Source organism: Pelomonas sp. SE-A7 (genome assembly GCF_030345705.1).
GTDB lineage: Bacteria > Pseudomonadota > Gammaproteobacteria > Burkholderiales > Burkholderiaceae_C > JAUASW01.
In genome coordinates this window covers 549,214-566,009 of the sequence record NZ_JAUASW010000001.1, presented here as the reverse complement: position 1 = coordinate 566,009, position 16,796 = coordinate 549,214, and the positions used below count along the sequence as shown (strand labels likewise).

At 66.0% G+C, this 16,796-nt stretch carries 17 protein-coding genes; 6 read left to right on the top strand and 11 right to left on the bottom strand.

From position 1 onward, the window contains the following. Positions 1 to 65: 65 nt before the first annotated feature. The 11 genes from QT382_RS02545 to QT382_RS02495 all read right to left on the bottom strand — a co-directional run bounded on the left by QT382_RS02545 (position 66) and on the right by QT382_RS02495 (position 10,372). On the bottom strand, positions 66 to 1,379 hold the full coding sequence (locus QT382_RS02545) for a TRZ/ATZ family hydrolase (protein ID WP_289252477.1): 1,314 nt from the start codon (positions 1,377 to 1,379) through the stop codon (positions 66 to 68). Between the two features lie 38 nt (positions 1,380 to 1,417). Continuing rightward, the gene (locus QT382_RS02540) at positions 1,418 to 2,389 is read right to left on the bottom strand and encodes a nucleoside hydrolase (protein WP_289252476.1); all 972 of its coding nucleotides are present in this window, start codon (positions 2,387 to 2,389) and stop codon (positions 1,418 to 1,420) included. Positions 2,390 to 2,404: 15 nt separating this feature from the next. Next, entirely contained in the window at positions 2,405 to 3,307 is a 903-nt protein-coding gene (gene rbsK, locus QT382_RS02535; RefSeq protein ID WP_289252475.1) for a ribokinase, read from the bottom strand. Next, a complete protein-coding gene (locus QT382_RS02530) occupies positions 3,304 to 4,329 on the bottom strand; it encodes a LacI family DNA-binding transcriptional regulator (protein ID WP_289252474.1) in 1,026 nt (341 codons plus the stop codon). Before QT382_RS02530 ends, rbsK begins: the two co-directional genes overlap by 4 nt. 231 nt (positions 4,330 to 4,560) lie before the next feature. Further along, positions 4,561 to 5,871, bottom strand: a complete 1,311-nt coding sequence (gene gltA / locus QT382_RS02525) for a citrate synthase (protein WP_289252473.1) — start codon at positions 5,869 to 5,871, stop codon at positions 4,561 to 4,563. 34 nt (positions 5,872 to 5,905) lie between these two features. Beyond that, the gene (locus QT382_RS02520) at positions 5,906 to 6,172 is read right to left on the bottom strand and encodes an FAD assembly factor SdhE (RefSeq protein WP_289252472.1); all 267 of its coding nucleotides are present in this window, start codon (positions 6,170 to 6,172) and stop codon (positions 5,906 to 5,908) included. Positions 6,173 to 6,192: 20 nt separating this feature from the next. Further along, on the bottom strand, positions 6,193 to 6,894 hold the full coding sequence (locus tag QT382_RS02515; RefSeq protein ID WP_289252471.1) for a succinate dehydrogenase iron-sulfur subunit: 702 nt from the start codon (positions 6,892 to 6,894) through the stop codon (positions 6,193 to 6,195). A 13-nt stretch (positions 6,895 to 6,907) separates the two neighbouring features. After that, the gene (sdhA, locus tag QT382_RS02510; RefSeq protein ID WP_289252470.1) at positions 6,908 to 8,683 is read right to left on the bottom strand and encodes a succinate dehydrogenase flavoprotein subunit; all 1,776 of its coding nucleotides are present in this window, start codon (positions 8,681 to 8,683) and stop codon (positions 6,908 to 6,910) included. 2 nt (positions 8,684 to 8,685) lie between these two features. Further along, positions 8,686 to 9,045 (bottom strand): succinate dehydrogenase, hydrophobic membrane anchor protein, encoded by a 360-nt coding sequence (gene sdhD, locus QT382_RS02505; RefSeq protein WP_289252469.1) that lies wholly within the window; start codon positions 9,043 to 9,045, stop codon positions 8,686 to 8,688. 21 nt (positions 9,046 to 9,066) lie between these two features. Then, on the bottom strand, positions 9,067 to 9,498 hold the full coding sequence (sdhC, locus tag QT382_RS02500) for a succinate dehydrogenase, cytochrome b556 subunit (RefSeq protein ID WP_289252468.1): 432 nt from the start codon (positions 9,496 to 9,498) through the stop codon (positions 9,067 to 9,069). A 100-nt stretch (positions 9,499 to 9,598) separates the two neighbouring features. Beyond that, the gene (locus tag QT382_RS02495) at positions 9,599 to 10,372 is read right to left on the bottom strand and encodes a GntR family transcriptional regulator (RefSeq protein ID WP_289252467.1); all 774 of its coding nucleotides are present in this window, start codon (positions 10,370 to 10,372) and stop codon (positions 9,599 to 9,601) included. Between the two features lie 253 nt (positions 10,373 to 10,625). On the opposite strand from QT382_RS02495, the gene QT382_RS02490 reads away from it, so the two are divergent. From QT382_RS02490 to acnB, 6 genes are all read left to right on the top strand, one after another. Further along, on the top strand, positions 10,626 to 11,612 hold the full coding sequence (locus tag QT382_RS02490) for a malate dehydrogenase (protein ID WP_289252466.1): 987 nt from the start codon (positions 10,626 to 10,628) through the stop codon (positions 11,610 to 11,612). A 73-nt stretch (positions 11,613 to 11,685) separates the two neighbouring features. Further along, positions 11,686 to 12,678: an HpcH/HpaI aldolase/citrate lyase family protein gene (locus QT382_RS02485; protein WP_289252465.1), complete on the top strand. Its 993-nt coding sequence runs from the start codon at positions 11,686 to 11,688 to the stop codon at positions 12,676 to 12,678. 116 nt (positions 12,679 to 12,794) lie between these two features. Continuing rightward, entirely contained in the window at positions 12,795 to 13,340 is a 546-nt protein-coding gene (locus tag QT382_RS02480) for a hypothetical protein (protein WP_289252464.1), read from the top strand. Between the two features lie 129 nt (positions 13,341 to 13,469). Beyond that, positions 13,470 to 13,736 carry an AbrB/MazE/SpoVT family DNA-binding domain-containing protein gene (locus tag QT382_RS02475; RefSeq protein WP_289252463.1) on the top strand — a complete coding sequence of 89 codons (267 nt, stop codon included), beginning with the start codon at positions 13,470 to 13,472 and terminating at the stop codon, positions 13,734 to 13,736. Continuing rightward, the gene (locus QT382_RS02470) at positions 13,733 to 14,140 is read left to right on the top strand and encodes a type II toxin-antitoxin system VapC family toxin (RefSeq protein ID WP_289252462.1); all 408 of its coding nucleotides are present in this window, start codon (positions 13,733 to 13,735) and stop codon (positions 14,138 to 14,140) included. Before QT382_RS02475 ends, QT382_RS02470 begins: the two co-directional genes overlap by 4 nt. 38 nt (positions 14,141 to 14,178) lie before the next feature. Continuing rightward, positions 14,179 to 16,770 carry a bifunctional aconitate hydratase 2/2-methylisocitrate dehydratase gene (acnB, locus tag QT382_RS02465; RefSeq protein ID WP_289252461.1) on the top strand — a complete coding sequence of 864 codons (2,592 nt, stop codon included), beginning with the start codon at positions 14,179 to 14,181 and terminating at the stop codon, positions 16,768 to 16,770. The last annotated feature ends 26 nt before the right edge of the window (positions 16,771 to 16,796 follow it).

Genomic DNA, 16,796 nt, shown 5'->3' with positions numbered 1-16,796 from the left:
ATTCTACCGAGGGAAACCCCTAGCTCCGGCCAGGCCGGGCAAGTTTCACCGGGGCGTAAACAAACTCAGACCGAGGCCTTCATCGCGGCCACGATGTCTTCGCAGCGAGCCAGCAAGGCGCCCTGGTCGATGCTGGTCAGCTCACGGTGCTTCAGCAGCTGGCGGCCGGCCACCCAGACGTCGGACACATGCTCGCGGCCGGCCACGTAGACCAGCTGGGCCTCGGGGTTGTAGACCGGCCGGCATTCCAGCGCGGCCAGCGACACGGCCACCACGTCGGCCTGCTTGCCCACTTCCAGCGAACCCAGCTCGTCGCCGCGGCCCATGGCCTTGGCGGCGCGGATGGTGGCCATTTCCAGTGCCGTGCGGGCCGAGACCGTGGTGGCGTTCTGGGTGACGCCCTTGGCCAGCAGGGCCGCGGCACGGATCTCGCCGAACATGTCCTGGCGGTTGTTCGAGGCCGCACCGTCGGTGCCCAGGATGGTGTTGACGCCGGCCGCTTCCAGCGCGGTCAGCGGCTGTATGCCCGAGGCCAGCTTGAGGTTGGAGTTCGGGTTGTGGACCAGGTGCACCTTCTCACGCGCCATCAGCGCGATCTCTTCCTCGTTCAGGTGGACCATGTGGACGGCGATCATGCGCTCGTTCATCAGGCCCAGCTTGTGCAGCCGCGCCAGCGGCCGCATGCCGTGCTGCTTGACGCTCTCGTCCACCTCGAACTGGGTCTCGTGGATGTGGCAGTGCATCTGCAGGTCATGCGCTTCAGCCAGCTTGCGCAGCTTGACGAAGGTCTCGTCCGACACCGTGTAGGGCGCATGCGGCGCCGAGGTCCAGTCCAGCAGCTTCTCGCCCTTGAACTGCTCGTAGGCGGCCAGGCCCTTGGCGATGTAGTCGTCCGGACCCGAGGCATAGCCGGTCGGAAAGTCGATCACATTGATGGACACGCCCGAGCGGATGCCGCTGTCCACCGCGGCGCGAGCCATGGCGGTGGGGAAGAAGTACATGTCGTTGAGGTAGGTCACGCCGCCGCGCAGCGCCTCGGCCGCCGACAGCATCGAGCCCTGGTAGACCCAGTCCTCGCTTACCCATTTCTTCTCCAGCGGCCAGATGTGGTTCTGCAGCCAGTCCATCAGCGGCACGTCGTCGGCCACGCCGCGCAGCAGCGACATGGCCGAGTGGGTGTGGGCATTGATCAGGCCGGGAATCAGCACATGCTCGCGCAGCTCGACGCGGTCTGCATCGGGATACAGGGCCGCGGCCTGGTCCCAGGGCAGCAGGGCCGCGATGCGTTCGCCGTCCATCACCAGCGTGTGCTGGGCCAGGGTGCCGGTGCCGGCGGCCATGGGAATGATCCAGCCGGCGTTCAGGAGGGTGATGCTCATGGTCTGTCTGTCCTTGATGCTTGTGTTCGCTATGTTCTTCAATCGAAGGCCGCGGCGAACAGGCGCCGCACGCCGTCGGCGTCCACGCCTATGCAGGCATGCTGGCGCGGGCAGCCGCTCCAGGGCGTCTGGCCCGGATTGACCCGGCCATGGTCCTGGATGGTCTGGCCAATGGCAATGCCCTGCTGCACCACCCGCACCGGCCCGCTGCGCAGCTTGAACAGCGACGGGGCTATCACGTAGGCCGCGGCGCTGGCGTCGTGCGAGTAGATGCCGTCGATGCCATCGCGCTCGTCGTAGAAGTCCTGGTAGTGGCGGGTCGCTTCCCACAGGAAGTCGCCCACGCCCTGGCCCTTGCCGCGCAGCGTGGCGAGGAAGGCGTTCTTCATCACCACTTCCTGGGTCACGTCCAGGCCGATGATGACCACCGGCCAGGCGGCGGTGAACACCAGGTCGGCCGCCTCGGGGTCGTTGATCACATTGGCCTCGGCCACCGGGCTGACATTGCCGCCATGGCCATGCGTGCCGAAAGCGCCGGCCATCACCACCACTTGCCTGACCTTGGCGGCGATGCCGGGGTCGTGGCGCAGGGCCAGGGCCAGATTGGTCATGGGGCCGACCGCGACCAGGGTGATCTGCCCCGGCTCGGCATTGACCAGGTCGCAGATCAGCTCATGGGCCGGCCGCGAATCGAGAAAGCGCTGCGTGCGCGGCAGCCTGGCGTACATGCCGCCGAGCGCATCTTCGCCATGCACGTGGGCCGGAAAATCGCGCTGGGCCACCGCCTGCAAGGGACCGGCGGCGCCCGCGGCCACCGGCACATCGAGACCGTAGTAGCCGGCCAGAGCCAGGGCATTGCGCGCCGTCGTCTCGATGGCGGCATTGCCGAAGGCGGCCGTGATCGCCCTCATCCGCACCGACGGATGGCGGGCGAGCAGGAACAGGGCCATCGCATCGTCGATGCCCGGGTCGGTGTCGAAGATAACCTGGTGCTGGACGGCTTCGCTCATGCCTGACAGCCCTCCTCAGCGGATCTCGGCGCGGCGCGGCATGGCCGACTGCACGCCGCTGCGACTGACGGCAATGGCCGCCGCCGCCTGGCCCAGGCGCACTGCATCGAGGGGCGACATGCCTTCGGCCAGGCCGGTGGCCAGCCCGCCGACAAAGGTGTCGCCGGCACCCACGGTGTCTATGGCTTTCACGGCCTGGGCCGCGACACGATGCTCGCCGCTGGCATCGACCAGCAGCGCGCCTTGCGATCCTAGGGTCACCAGCACGGCTCGCGGGCCGCGCTGCAGCAAGGCCTTGGCCGCTTCGGCTGCGTCTGCCTTGCCGCTCATCTGCCTGGCCTCGGTCTCGTTGACCACCAGCCAGTCGCTCAGCGCCAGCAGCCCGGCATCGACGGCGAGCGCGGGCGCCGCGTTCAGCACCGTGGTCACGCCGGCCGCACGGGCCAGGGCGAAGGCTTCGGCAATCGCCGGCATAGGCACTTCCAGCTGGGCCACGACCACGCGGGCCGACTGCAAGAGCTGGGCACTGGCCTGCACGTCGGCCGCGTTCAAGAGCGCATTGCTGCCCGGCACATAGACGATGGAGTTCTCGCCGCCCTCGCTGGCCACCATGATGACCGCGATGCCCGGCAGGGCCAGCGGATCGACGGCGCAGCCGCTGGTATTTATGCCCTCGTCGCGCAGTGCCTGCAGCAGGGCCTCGCCATGCTGGCGGGTGCCGACGTGGGACACGAAAGCCACCGAGGCGCCGAGGCGCGCGGCGGCCACGGCCTGATTGCCGCCCTTGCCGCCCGGGGCCATCACGAAGTCATGGCCGACCAGGGTCTCGCCCGGGGCTGGCAAGCGGCGCGAATGCGCCACCATGTCCATGTTGAGGCTGCCGACGACGACGACGGCGGGCTTGCTGCTCAGTTTCATGGGCTCACCGGCCTCGCGATCAGGCGCGGCGCCGAGCTGCTCTCCCGCACCACCAGGCGCGGGGTCAGCAGCACGTCCTTGAGCGGCGCACCGGGGTTTTCAATGCGGTCGATCAGCACCTTGCCGGCTTCGCGGCCCAGCTCCTTGATCGACACGCCCACCGTGGTCAGCGCCGGGTAGACGAAGGCGCTGAGCTCCACATCGTCAAAACCGACCACCGACATCTGCTCGGGCAGTTTGAGTCCGCTTTCGGCCGCGGCGCGCAGCGCGCCAATGGCCATCATGTCGTTGCTGGCGAAGATCGCCGTCAGCGCCGCCGAGCCGCGCAGCAGCTGGCGCGCGGCCTCGTAGCCGCCGGTGTTGCTGAAGTCGCTTTCGATCAGCCAGTCGGCCTCCGGCTCGATGCCGCGCTCGGCCAGCGCGCGGCGCCAGCCTTCGACCCGCTCGCGGGCCACCTCGAATTCGCCCGGGCCGCTGACGCAGCCGATGCGTCGGTGGCCCAGGTCCAGCAGGTGGCGCACCGCCTGGTAGGCACCTTCCTGGTTGTGGACCGAGACCCGGTCGGCATTGGCGCCGGGCACCAGGCGGTCCACGGTCACGGCCGGCACCGTGGCCAGCTTGAAAATGCGGGCCAGGGCCGCCGCGTCGCCGGCCGACGAGAGCAGCAGGCCGTCGACCCGCTTCTCCAGCAAGGTGCGCATGTATTGCTGCTGGCGGCGCGGGTCGTTGTCGGAATTGCAGAGGAAGACCGAGTAGCCGGCCGAGCGGCAGCAGTCCTCGACGCCGCAGACCAGCTCGGCGAAGAAAGGGTTGACCACGTTGGGGATCAAGACGCCGACGATCTTGGTCTCGCTCTTGCGCAGCGAGCGCGCCACGGCGCTGGGCAGGTAGCCGATCTCCTCCACCGCCGCCAGCACGCGTCGCCGCGCATCGGCGCTGACCGGCCGCGTCTCGTTCAGGACATGGGAGACGGTGGTGAAGGACACGCCGGCCAGGGCCGCGACGTCTTTGATGGTGCTCACGGAGGATTCGCTTGAAGCTGTATCGCTGGAACGCCCGGCCGGTGGTTCGGCAGGCGGATGGCCATGGGACTGCAAACGTTTGGCGGCCGCAAGCATAGCGCATGAATCCGGCCATCGGCAGCTTTGCGCAAACCCGGCGCGGCACGGCCATTCGGCTGGCGCCGCAGGCGCAAAAGACAAAGCCCCCGGGGCCTAGGCACCGAGGGCTTTGCGCGGTTGCGGGTCGTCGTATCAGCGTTGGCCGATAGGCTTCACATTGCGGCTGGTAGCGCCGACGAACAGCTGGCGCGGACGGCCGATCTTGTATTCCGGGTCGCCGATCATCTCGTTCAGCTGGGCGATCCAGCCGACCGTGCGGGCCAGGGCGAAGATGGCGGTGAACAGCGGCACCGGGATGCCGATGGCGCGTTGCACGATGCCCGAATAGAAGTCCACGTTCGGGTAGAGCTTGCGGGCGACGAAGTACTCGTCTTCCAGCGCGATCTTTTCCAGTTCCATGGCCAGCTTGAACAGCGGGTCGTCGTGCAGGCCCAGCTCATTCAGCACCTCGTGGCAGGTCTCGCGCATCAGCTTGGCGCGCGGGTCGTAGTTCTTGTAGACCCGGTGGCCGAAGCCCATCAGCTTGACGTTGCTGTTCTTGTCCTTGACCTGCTTGATGAACTCGCCGATCTTGGCCACGCCACCCATCTGCTGGATGTCGTTGAGCATGTTCAGGCAAGCCTCGTTGGCACCGCCGTGAGCCGGTCCCCACAGGCAGGCCACGCCGGCGGCGATGGCCGCGAACGGGTTGGTACCCGACGAGCCGCACAGGCGCACGGTCGAGGTCGATGCGTTCTGCTCGTGGTCGGCGTGCAGCGTGAAGATGCGGTCCATGGCCCGCACCAACACCTCGTTCGGCTTGTAGTCCTCGCAGGGCGTGGCAAACATCATGCGCATGAAGTTGCCGGCGTAGCTGAGGTCGTTCTTCGGATAGATGAAGGGCTGGCCGATGGTGTACTTGTAGGCCATGGACACCAGCGTGGGCATCTTGGCGATCAGTCGGATCGCCGAGATCTCGCGGTGCTCGGGGTTATTGATGTCGGTGCTGTCGTGATAGAACGAGGACATCGCACCCACCAGGCCGGTCATCACAGCCATCGGGTGAGCGTCACGACGGAAGCCGCGCAGGAAGAACTGCATCTGCTCGTTGACCATCGTGTGGTGCATCACGCGGTACTCGAAGTCGGCCTTCTGCGACTCGTTCGGCAGCTCTCCGTACAGCAGCAGGTAGCAGGTCTCGAGGTAGTCGCAGTTCACGGCCAGCTGCTCGATCGGGTACCCGCGGTACAGCAGCTCGCCCTTGTCGCCATCGATGTAGGTGATGGTCGAATTGCACGAGGCCGTCGACAGGAAGCCCGGGTCGTAGGTGAACTTGCCGGTCTGGGCATACAGCTTGCGGATGTCGATCACATCCGGGCCGACCGTGCCCTTGTAGATCGGCAGATCCATCTGGGGGCTGCCGTCGGAGAACGACAGGGTGGCTTTGACGTCGGACGGTGTCATGGGAGTTCCTTCTGACTCTGGGGGATTCTTGACTTCACTTCGGGGTGCGCAGCTGGCTCAGCACATGCAGGACTCGCGGATTGGCCAGGTCGTCCTGCGGCTCCTTGCGGGCCAGCAGCAGGTCGAGCAGGTCGTTGTCCGAGAGGTCCATCAGCTGCATCAGCCCGTCGGCCTCGGCTTCGCTCAGGCCATTCTCGTGGGCCGCGAAAAACCGCTCGATGAAAAGGTCGTTCTCCAGCAGGCCGCGCCGGCAGCGCCAGCGCAGCTTGGAATAGGCCCTCTCGTCGATCAGCGTTTCCATCACGGCTTGTTGCTTGAAGGTCAGACCGCGCGGCGGACCATCAGTTCCTTGATCTTGCCGATGGCCTTGGTCGGGTTCAGACCCTTGGGGCAGACATCGACGCAGTTCATGATGGTGTGGCAGCGGAACAGGCGGTACGGATCCTCGAGGTTGTCGAGGCGCTCGGCCGTGGCTTCGTCGCGGCTGTCGGCGATGAAGCGGTAGGCCTGCAAGAGGCCGGCCGGTCCGACGAACTTGTCGGGGTTCCACCAGAAGCTCGGGCAGCTCGTGGAGCAGCTGGCGCACAGGATGCACTCATACAGGCCGTCCAGCTCCTCGCGCTCCACCGGCGACTGCAGGCGTTCCTTGTCGGGCAGCGGGTTGTCGTTGACCAGGTAGGGCTTGATCGAGTGGTACTGCTTGAAGAACTGCGTCATGTCGACGATCAGGTCGCGCACGACGGGCAGGCCCGGCAGCGGCTTCAGCACCACGGTACCCGGCAGCGAACGCATGTTCGTCAGGCAGGCCAGGCCGTTCTTGCCGTTGATGTTCATCGCATCCGAACCGCAGACGCCTTCGCGGCACGAGCGGCGGAAGCTCAGCGTGGGGTCGACGGCCTTGAGCTTGACCAAGGCGTCCAGCAACATGCGCTCGTTGCCATCGAGTTCGATCTCGATGGTCTGCATGTAGGGCTTGGCATCCTTGTCCGGGTCGTAGCGGTAGATCTGGAAAATGCGCTTCATTCTGTTCAATCCTTTAGAACGTCCGGACCTTGGGCGGCACCGATTCCACCGTCAGCGGCTTCAGGTTCACCGGCTTGTAGTCGAGGCGGTTGCCTTCGGAGTACCACAGCGTGTGCTTCATCCAGTTGGCGTCGTCGCGGTTCGGATAGTCGTTGTGGGCATGGGCGCCACGCGACTCCGGACGGGCGGCAGCCGAGGTCATCGTGGCCTTGGCGGCCTCGATCAGGTTCTCGACTTCCAGCGCTTCCACGCGCTCGGTGTTGAACACCTTGGACTTGTCCTTCAGGCCAATGCCCTTCACGCGCTCGGCCACCTCGAGGATGTTCTTGACACCCTCGTCCATCACGGCCTGGGTGCGGAACACGCCGGCATGCTTCTGCATGGTCGAGCGGATGTCGTTGGCGACGCCTTGCGCGTACTCGCCGTTGCTGCGGCTTTCCAGCGCGGCCAGGCGGGCCAGCGTGCGGTCGGCGGCGTCCTTGGGCAGGTCCTTGTGGCTCCTGGTCTTCAGGTTGAAGTCCACGATGTGGTTGCCGGCCGCGCGGCCGAACACCACCAGGTCCAGCAGCGAGTTCGTGCCCAGGCGGTTGGCGCCGTGCACCGACACGCAGGAGCATTCGCCCACGGCATAGAGGCCGTTGATGATGTCGTTGTGCTTGCCGTTGTTCGGCACCACCACCTGGCCATGGATGTTGGTCGGGATGCCGCCCATCTGGTAGTGGATGGTCGGCACGACCGGGATCGGTTCCTTGGTGATGTCGACGTTGGCGAAGTTGTGGCCGATCTCGAACACCGAAGGCAGGCGCTTCATGATGGTCTCGGCGCCCAGGTGAGTCATGTCGAGCAGCACGTAGTCCTTGTTGGGACCGCAGCCGCGACCTTCCTTGATCTCCTGATCCATCGAGCGCGAGACGAAGTCGCGCGGTGCCAGGTCCTTCAGCGTCGGGGCATAGCGCTCCATGAAGCGCTCGCCGTTGCTGTTGCGCAGGATGGCGCCCTCGCCACGGCAGCCCTCGGTCAGCAGCACGCCGGCACCGGCCACGCCGGTCGGGTGGAACTGCCAGAACTCCATGTCTTCCAGCGGGATGCCAGCACGCGCCGCCATGCCCAGGCCGTCGCCGGTGTTGATGAAGGCATTGGTCGAGGCGGCATAGATGCGGCCGGCACCGCCGGTGGCCATCAACACGGTCTTGGCTTGCAGGATGTGGACCTCGCCGGTCTCCATCTCCAGGGCGGTGACGCCCACGCAGTCGCCGTCGGCGTCGCGGATCAGGTCCAGCGCCATCCATTCGACGAAGAACTGGGTCTTGGCCTTGACGTTCTGCTGGTACAGCGTGTGCAGCAGCGCATGGCCGGTGCGGTCGGCCGCGGCGCAGGCACGCTGCACCGGCTTCTCGCCGTAGTTGGCCGTGTGGCCGCCGAACGGACGCTGGTAGATCGTGCCGTCGGGGTTGCGGTCGAAGGGCATGCCGAAGTGCTCAAGCTCGTAGACGACCTTGGGCGCCTCGCGGCACATGAATTCGATGGCGTCCTGGTCACCCAGCCAGTCCGAACCCTTGACGGTGTCGAAGAAGTGGTAGTGCCAGTTGTCTTCCGACATATTGCCCAGCGAGGCACCGATGCCGCCCTGGGCAGCCACGGTGTGCGAGCGGGTCGGGAAGACCTTGGACAGCACGGCCACGTTCAGGCCGGCCAGCGAGAGTTGCAGCGAGGCGCGCATGCCGGATCCACCGGCACCGACGATCACCACATCGAACTTGCGCTTCGCGAGCGTCGATCCAATTTGCATTTTCAGAGTCTCCACAGCACTTGGATCGCCCAACCGGCGCAACCCACCAGCCAAACCAGGGTGAAGATGTGCAGCGCGAGGCGCACACCGACCGGCTTGACGTAATCCATCCAGATGTCCCGCATGCCGACCCAGGCGTGGTAGGCCAGCGAGATGATCAGAGCGAAGGTCACGACCTTCATCCATTGCTGGCTGAAGATGCCGGCCCAGCGGTCATAGCCCAGGGGACCGGGCAGCAGCACCTGCACCAGCAGGACGATGGTGAACAGCGCCATCAACAGGGCCGTCACGCGCTGGGCCAGCCAGTCGCGCAGGCCATAGCTCGCACCGGTGACGATGCGCTTGGAACCAAAGGTAGTCATGTTCTTGTGCCTCTCTCGCGATCAGTACAGGCCGAACAGCTTGGCACCCAGCGCGGCGGTGAGCGCCAGGCTCAGCACCAGGGTGACCAGGGCCGAGGAATGGCCGAATTCCTTGCTGACGCTGTGCGTGGCGTCCATCCACAGGTGGCGCACGCCAGCGATGAAGTGGTGCAGATAGCCCCAGATCAGGCCCAGGGTCGCCAGCTTGACCAGCCAGGCCGGCACGAAGCCGAGGCCGCCGACGAAGGCGTTGGTGAAGCGGTCGTAGGAGATTTCCGACGTGAGGCTGGTGTCGAACATCCAGATCACGAAGGGCAGCAGCAGGAACATCAGCAGGCCGCTGATGCGATGCAGGATCGAGACGATGCCGGCCGGGGGCAGGCGGTACGACACGATCTGAGTCACGTGGATGTTGCGATAGACCGGTCGCTTCTTATTCGCTATGTCTGTCATACCCGACCTTGTTTAATCAATATGAAACCGAGGGATTTTATTGCAATGCAACAGCGCTTCCAGGCAAGCGGTGCGTGTGGCGCAAGCAGATTTCTGAGGGTCAATTCAAGTCGTTGCGGTAGTAATGCGTTGCCGTGTGGTAAAGGCCGCGGCGCAGTTCCACCGGCCTGTCGCCATAGGTGAACGAGAGTCTTTCGACGCTCAGCAGCGGCGTGCCCAGTGGCACCTGCAGCAGCTCCGCCACTTCAGCGTCGGCGGCCACTGCCCTCACCCGCTCCTGGGCGCGGATCATGTGCACGCCGAACTCCGTCTCGAACAAGCTGTAGAACGGCCCGCGATGCTGGTTCAGCCGCTCGGTGGTCAGTCCCTTGAACAGGCCGCCGGGCAACCAGATGTCGTCCAGCACGACCGGCCGGCCTTCGCTATGCAGCAGCCGACGCACCTCGACCATCGGGTCGCCGGCACGCATCTGCAGCTGGCGCGCTATCCAGGCCGGCGCCCGCTGGCGCTTGCAGTCCAGCAGTTGTCGGCCCAGGCCCGCGGGCTGGCCTTCGTCGGGCATCAGGCGCAGGAAGCGGTACTGCTGCTGCTGCTCGGCATGAGTCGCAACGAAAGTACCGCGGCCCTGACGCCGGACCAACAGATTCTCGGCCGCAAGTTCGTCAATAGCCTTACGGACCGTGCCCTGGCTGACGCCGTAGCGCTGGGCCAGCTCGATCTCGCTCGGGATGCTCTCGCCGGCCTTCCATTCGCCGCCCTGCAGCCCGGCAATGATCAGCCCCTTGATCTGTCGATACAGGGGGCTGAACGAGGGGCTGTGGGATTCGGCGCCCACGGACGGGGGCGCGGCGAGCTCGCGGGGCATGGGCGGCATTCGACCACAGTCGCCGGGCCAGCGTCCACCGTCAGATGCATCACATCTTCTATAAGACATAAGAGTGTCGGATTTGTGCAATGCAACACGCATAATCCGGCCTCGAAGACAGGCGCGCCGGCCGGTCAGGCGCGGGTTTGCCCGCCCCTTGGCCTACACTCTGCGACTGCCTTCAGGCCGCCCTCGCCGCCGTAGCACCGGGCGGGCCGCGCACCGATTTCTTTCGTCTTTGTTCCCAACTTCGGAGAGTTCCATGAGCAAGAAACCCGTTCGCGTCGCCGTCACCGGCGCCGCCGGCCAGATTGGCTACGCCCTGCTGTTCCGCATCGCCTCCGGCGAAATGCTGGGCAAGGACCAGCCGGTGATCCTGCAGCTGCTGGAGATCCCCGACGAGAAGGCCCAGAACGCGCTGAAGGGCGTGATCATGGAGCTGGAAGACTGCGCCTTCCCGCTGCTGGCCGGCATCGAAGCCCACAGCGATCCGATGCAAGCCTTCAAGGACACCGACTACGCACTGCTGGTCGGCTCGCGTCCGCGCGGCCCGGGCATGGAGCGTTCGGAACTGCTGGCCATCAACGGCGCCATCTTCACCGCCCAGGGCAAGGCCCTGAACGCCGTGGCTTCGCGCAACGTCAAGGTGCTGGTGGTCGGCAACCCGGCCAACACCAACGCCTACATCGCGATGAAGTCGGCTCCGGACCTGCCGGCCAAGAACTTCACCGCCATGCTGCGCCTGGACCACAACCGCGCTGCCTCGCAGCTGGCTGCCAAGACCGGCAAGGCCGTGGCCGACATCGAGAAGCTGACCGTCTGGGGCAATCACTCGCCGACCATGTACGCCGACTACCGCTTCGCCACCATTGGCGGCGCCTCGGTCAAGGCCATGATCAACGACGAGACCTGGAACCGCGAAACCTTCCTGCCGACCGTGGGCAAGCGTGGCGCCGCCATCATCGCCGCCCGCGGCCTGTCGTCGGCCGCCTCGGCTGCCAACGCCGCCATCGACCACATGCGTGACTGGGCTCTGGGCACCAATGGCAAGTGGGTCACCATGGGCATCCCCTCGGGCGGCGAATACGGCATCCCCAAGGAAGTCATGTTCGGCTACCCGGTCACCTGCGAAGGCGGCGAATACAAGATCGTCGAAGGCCTGGAAATCGATGCCTTCTCGCAAGAGTGCATCAACAAGACCCTGAACGAGCTGCTGGACGAGCAGAACGGCGTCAAGCACCTGCTGTAATCAGCTCAGCGCTTAGGCAATACTCGAAGGGTCGGCCTCTGCCGGCCCTTTTTCATTTGTCCCTCCCTCACCGATGACCGCACTGCACCCCCAGCAAGCCCTGTTCGAAGAAGGCGATGCCGCCACCGCCCTGCCCGTGGTCGACCACTACTGCGGCGTCGAGGCACGCATGCGCAAGAGCCTGGAGCTGCAGGGCCAGATGGGGCCGGTGTTCGACGTGACACTGGACTGCGAGGACGGCGCGCCCATTGGTGGCGAGGCCGAGCATGCACTGCTCGTTGCCGAGATGCTCACGAGCCCGCTGAACCAGCATGGCCGTGTCGGCGCCCGCGTCCATCCGCCGGGCCACTCCAGCTTCGAAGCCGATGTCGACACCCTGATTGCCAAGGCCGGCGATCGTCTCGCCTACCTGATGGTGCCCAAGCCGCGCAGCGCCGCCGAGGTGGCCCGCGCCTGCGACTTCATCGACGCCAGCTGCGCCCGGCGTGGCAAACCGCGGCCGCCGGTCCACACGCTGATCGAGACCCATGGCGCCTTGGCCGAGGTGCAGGCCATTGCCGCCCATCCGCGCATCGAGTCGCTGTCCTTCGGCTTGATGGATTTCGTCTCGGCCCATCGCGGCGCCATTCCGCGCAGCGGGCTCACGGTGCAAGGCCAATTCAGCCATCCGTTGGTGGTGCGCGCCAAGCTGGAGATCGCCGCCGCCGCCCACGCCCATGGCAAGACACCTTCGCACTGCGTGGTGACCGAGTTCAAGCATGCCGCCGCATTGCAGGAGGCCGCGACCAAGGCGGCACGCGAGTTCGGCTACACGCGGATGTGGAGCATCCACCCGAATCAGATCCAGCCCATCATCGACGCCTTCGCTCCCAGCGTGGCCGAGATCGACGAGGCGGTCGAAATCCTGCATGCCGCCCAGGCCGCGCAATGGGCGCCCATCCAGCATCGAGACACGCTGCACGACCGCGCCAGCTACCGCTTCTTCTGGCAGTTGCTGCAGCGCGCACATGCCACCGCGCAGCCGCTGCCGGCCGAAGCCCGCCAGGCCTGGTTCGCCACGCCCTGATACATCGCTTACCGCGGCCGCCTTGTCGCCCATGGCGGCTTCGCTATGCTGGCAAACGATAGGCAGGCGCGCCGTTCGGCAAGCCCACAATCCTGATGTTCCTCCCTGGCAGTCCCATGAACAGCAAGCTTCACTCCCTCAGCCTCCTGGCCGCGCTGGCCGCTTTCGCAACCAGCAGCACGGCTTTCGCCGCCGCCGCTGTCGAGAAGCAAGCCAAGCCCACCAACCGCCTGGTCGCCAAAGCCAAGCCTCAGACCGCGGTCGCCCCCTTGCATGCCGACGAGCCGGCCCCGGCGCTGAGCGAAGAGCAGATGGCTGTCGCACCGCGAGTCCATGCCGGCGAAGTGCCTTGCGAGTTCAACCAGAAGGTCCACATCACGCCGCATCCGGAGCATCCGGGCCGCTTCCGCCTGCAGTTCGGCAAGATGGTCTACAACATGACGCCCGAGCCCACCACGACGGGCGCCGTGCGACTGGAAGACAAGAAGAACGGCGTGGTCTGGCTGCAGATCCCCACCAAGTCCATGCTGATGAACAGCAAGATCGGCCAGCGCATGGTCGATGCCTGTGTCCACCCAGCCCAGGCCGCCGCACCCGTGCCGACCACGGCCGAGGCCGGCATTGGCATCACGCCGGGAACCCAGGCGACCAGCTCCCGCTGAGCTCATAACCGCACAGCGAACAAAGGAGGCCGCAGGCCTCCTTTTTTCATGTCCTGCGGCCAGGTACGGGACTTGAAGTATGTAGAATCAATGCATACTTTCTGCGTCATACCACCGACGGAGTCCCGCATGGAAGCCACCGTTGCCGAACGCGGCCAGATCACCCTGCCCAAGGCAGTCCGCGATGCCCTGGGGCTGACCAAGGGCACGACGCTCAAGGTCGAGCTCGACGGGGGCCGCATCATCCTGCGCAAGAACGTCGACGACGCGCTGAGCAAGCTGCGCGGCCGCTTCAAGCTGGCCGAGGGCTTTCAGAGCACCAATGAAGCGATGCGGGCGCTGCGCGGTCGGGCCCCCGGCGATCCCTACCCCGCCCCCAGCGAAGAAGACGAATGATCGCCGTCGACTCCTCCGTGCTGGTCGACGTGCTGACCGGCGACGCCGAATACGGCGAGGCCTCGTCCCGTGCGCTGGCCCAGGCCTTGAGCGAGGGCGAGGTCGTCATCAGCGAAGCCGTCGTGGCCGAGGTACAAACGCTGCTCGACACTCGCGAGACCGTGATGGATGCGCTGAACGAATTCGGCATCCGCTTCGAACCCATTCATGAAGCGGCCGCCGTGCGCGCCGGCCATATGCAGCGCCGCTACCGCGACCGTGGCGGCAAGCGCGAACGCGTGGTCGCCGATTTCCTTATCGGCGCCCATGCGCTGCTGCAGTGCAAGGCGCTGATCACCCGCGACGAAGGATTCTTCCGCGACTACTACAAGGGCCTGAAGCTGATCGTGCCCCAGGCCCTTTGAACCGACCAACACCACTCAAGACCCCTCCAGGAGAAGTCATGCTGCAAGCCTATCGCCAACATGTAGCCGAGCGCGCCGCGCTGGGTATCCCGCCGCTGCCGCTGGACGCCAAGCAGGTCGCCGAGCTGATCGAGCTGATCAAGAACCCGCCGGCTGGCGAGGATGCTTTCCTGCTGGACCTCCTGACCCACCGCGTGCCCCCGGGCGTCGATGACGCCGCCAAGGTCAAGGCCTCGTTCCTCGCTGCTGTCGCCCATGGCGACATCAAGGTCGGCCTGGTCTCCAAGGCCAAGGCCACCGAGCTGCTGGGCACCATGGTCGGCGGCTACAACGTGCATCCGCTGATCGAGCTGCTGGACGACGCCGAAGTGGCCGAAGTCGCCGCCGCGAGTCTGAAGAAGACCCTGCTGATGTTCGACTACTTCAACGACGTGGCCACCAAGGCCAAGGCCGGCAACGCGCACGCCAAGCAGGTGATGCAGTCGTGGGCCGATGGCGAGTGGTTCACCTCGCGCCCCGAGGTCGAGAAGAAGATCACCATCACCGTCTTCAAGGTGCCTGGCGAGACCAACACCGACGACCTGTCGCCCGCCCCTGACGCCTGGAGCCGCCCGGACATCCCGCTGCATTACCTGGCGATGCTGAAGAACACCCGCCCCGACGCGGCCTTCAAGCCGGAGGAAGACGGCAAGCGCGGCCCGATGCAGTTCATCGAGGACCTGAAGAAGAAGGGCCACCTGGTCGCCTACGTCGGCGACGTGGTCGGCACCGGCTCCTCGCGCAAGTCGGCCACCAACTCGGTGATCTGGGCCACCGGCCAGGACATCCCCTTCGTGCCGAACAAGCGCTTCGGCGGCGTCACGCTGGGCGGCAAGATCGCGCCCATCTTCTTCAACACGCAGGAAGACTCGGGCTCGCTGCCTATCGAGGTGGACGTCAGCAAGCTGGAGATGGGCGACGTGATCGACGTGCTGCCCTATGACGGCAAGCTGGTGAAGAACGGCGAGACTGTTGCCGAGTTCAAGCTCAAGAGCGATGTGCTGTTCGACGAGGTGCGCGCCGGCGGCCGCATCAACCTGATCATCGGCCGCTCGCTGACCGCCAAGGCCCGCGAGTTTCTGGGCCTGGCTGCCTCGACGCTGTTCCGCCTGCCCTCGGCCCCGGCCGAGACCAAGGCCGGCTTCACGCTGGCCCAGAAGATGGTCGGCCGCGCCGTCGGTCTGCCGGAAGGCCAGGGCGTGCGCCCGGGCACCTATTGCGAACCCAAGATGACCACGGTCGGTTCGCAGGACACCACCGGCCCGATGACCCGCGACGAGCTGAAGGACCTGGCCTGCCTGGGCTTCTCGGCCGACCTGGTGATGCAGAGCTTCTGCCACACGGCCGCCTACCCGAAGCCGGTGGACGTCAAGACCCACCGCGAGCTGCCCGCCTTCATCTCCAACCGCGGCGGCGTCGCCCTGCGTCCGGGCGACGGCGTGATCCACAGCTGGCTGAACCGCCTGCTGCTGCCCGACACCGTCGGCACCGGCGGTGACTCGCACACCCGCTTCCCGATCGGCATCTCCTTCCCGGCCGGCTCGGGCCTGGTGGCCTTCGGTGCCGCCACCGGCGTGATGCCGCTGGACATGCCCGAATCGGTGCTGGTGCGCTACAAGGGCCAGATGCAGCCCGGCGTCACCCTGCGTGACCTGGTGCATGCGATCCCGCTGTACGCGATCAAGGCCGGTCTGCTGACCGTGGCCAAGGCCGGCAAGAAAAACATCTTCTCGGGCCGCATCCTCGAGATCGAAGGCCTGCCTGACCTGAAGGTGGAGCAAGCCTTCGAGCTGAGCGACGCCTCGGCCGAACGCTCGGCCGCCGGCTGCACGATCAAGCTGAACCCGGCACCGATCAAGGAGTACCTGACCTCCAACGTCGTGCTGATGAAGAACATGATTGCCGACGGCTATGCCGACGCCAAGACGCTGCAGCGCCGCATCGAGAAGGTCGAGGCCTGGCTGGCCAAGCCCGAGCTGCTGGAAGCCGACAAGGACGCCGAATACGCGGCCGTCATCGAGATCGACCTGGCCGACATCAAGGAACCCATCCTCTGCTGCCCCAACGATCCGGACGACGCCAAGACGCTTTCCGACGTGGCCGGCACCAAGATCGACGAGGCCTTCATCGGCTCCTGCATGACCAACATCGGCCACTTCCGCGCCGCAGCCAAGCTGCTGGGCGGCCAGCGCGACATCCCGGTCAAGCTGTGGGTCGCGCCGCCGACCAAGATGGACCAGAGCGAGCTGATCAAGGAAGGCCATTACGCCGCCTTCGGCACGGCCGGTGCGCGCACCGAGATGCCGGGCTGCTCGCTGTGCATGGGCAACCAGGCCCAGGTGCGTGAAGGCGCGACCGTGGTCTCGACCTCGACCCGCAACTTCCCCAACCGCCTGGGCAAGAACACCAATGTGTTCCTGGCCTCGGCCGAGCTGGCCGCGATCGCCTCCAAGCTGGGCAAGATCCCCAGCGTCGAGGAGTACCACGCCGAGATGGGCATCATCAACAAGGATGCCGACAGCGTGTACCGCTACATGAACTTCGACCAGATCGAGGAATACGCCGAGACCGCCAAGGGCGTCAGCGCCTGAGCCACGGCTCGTCTATGAAAGGCCCG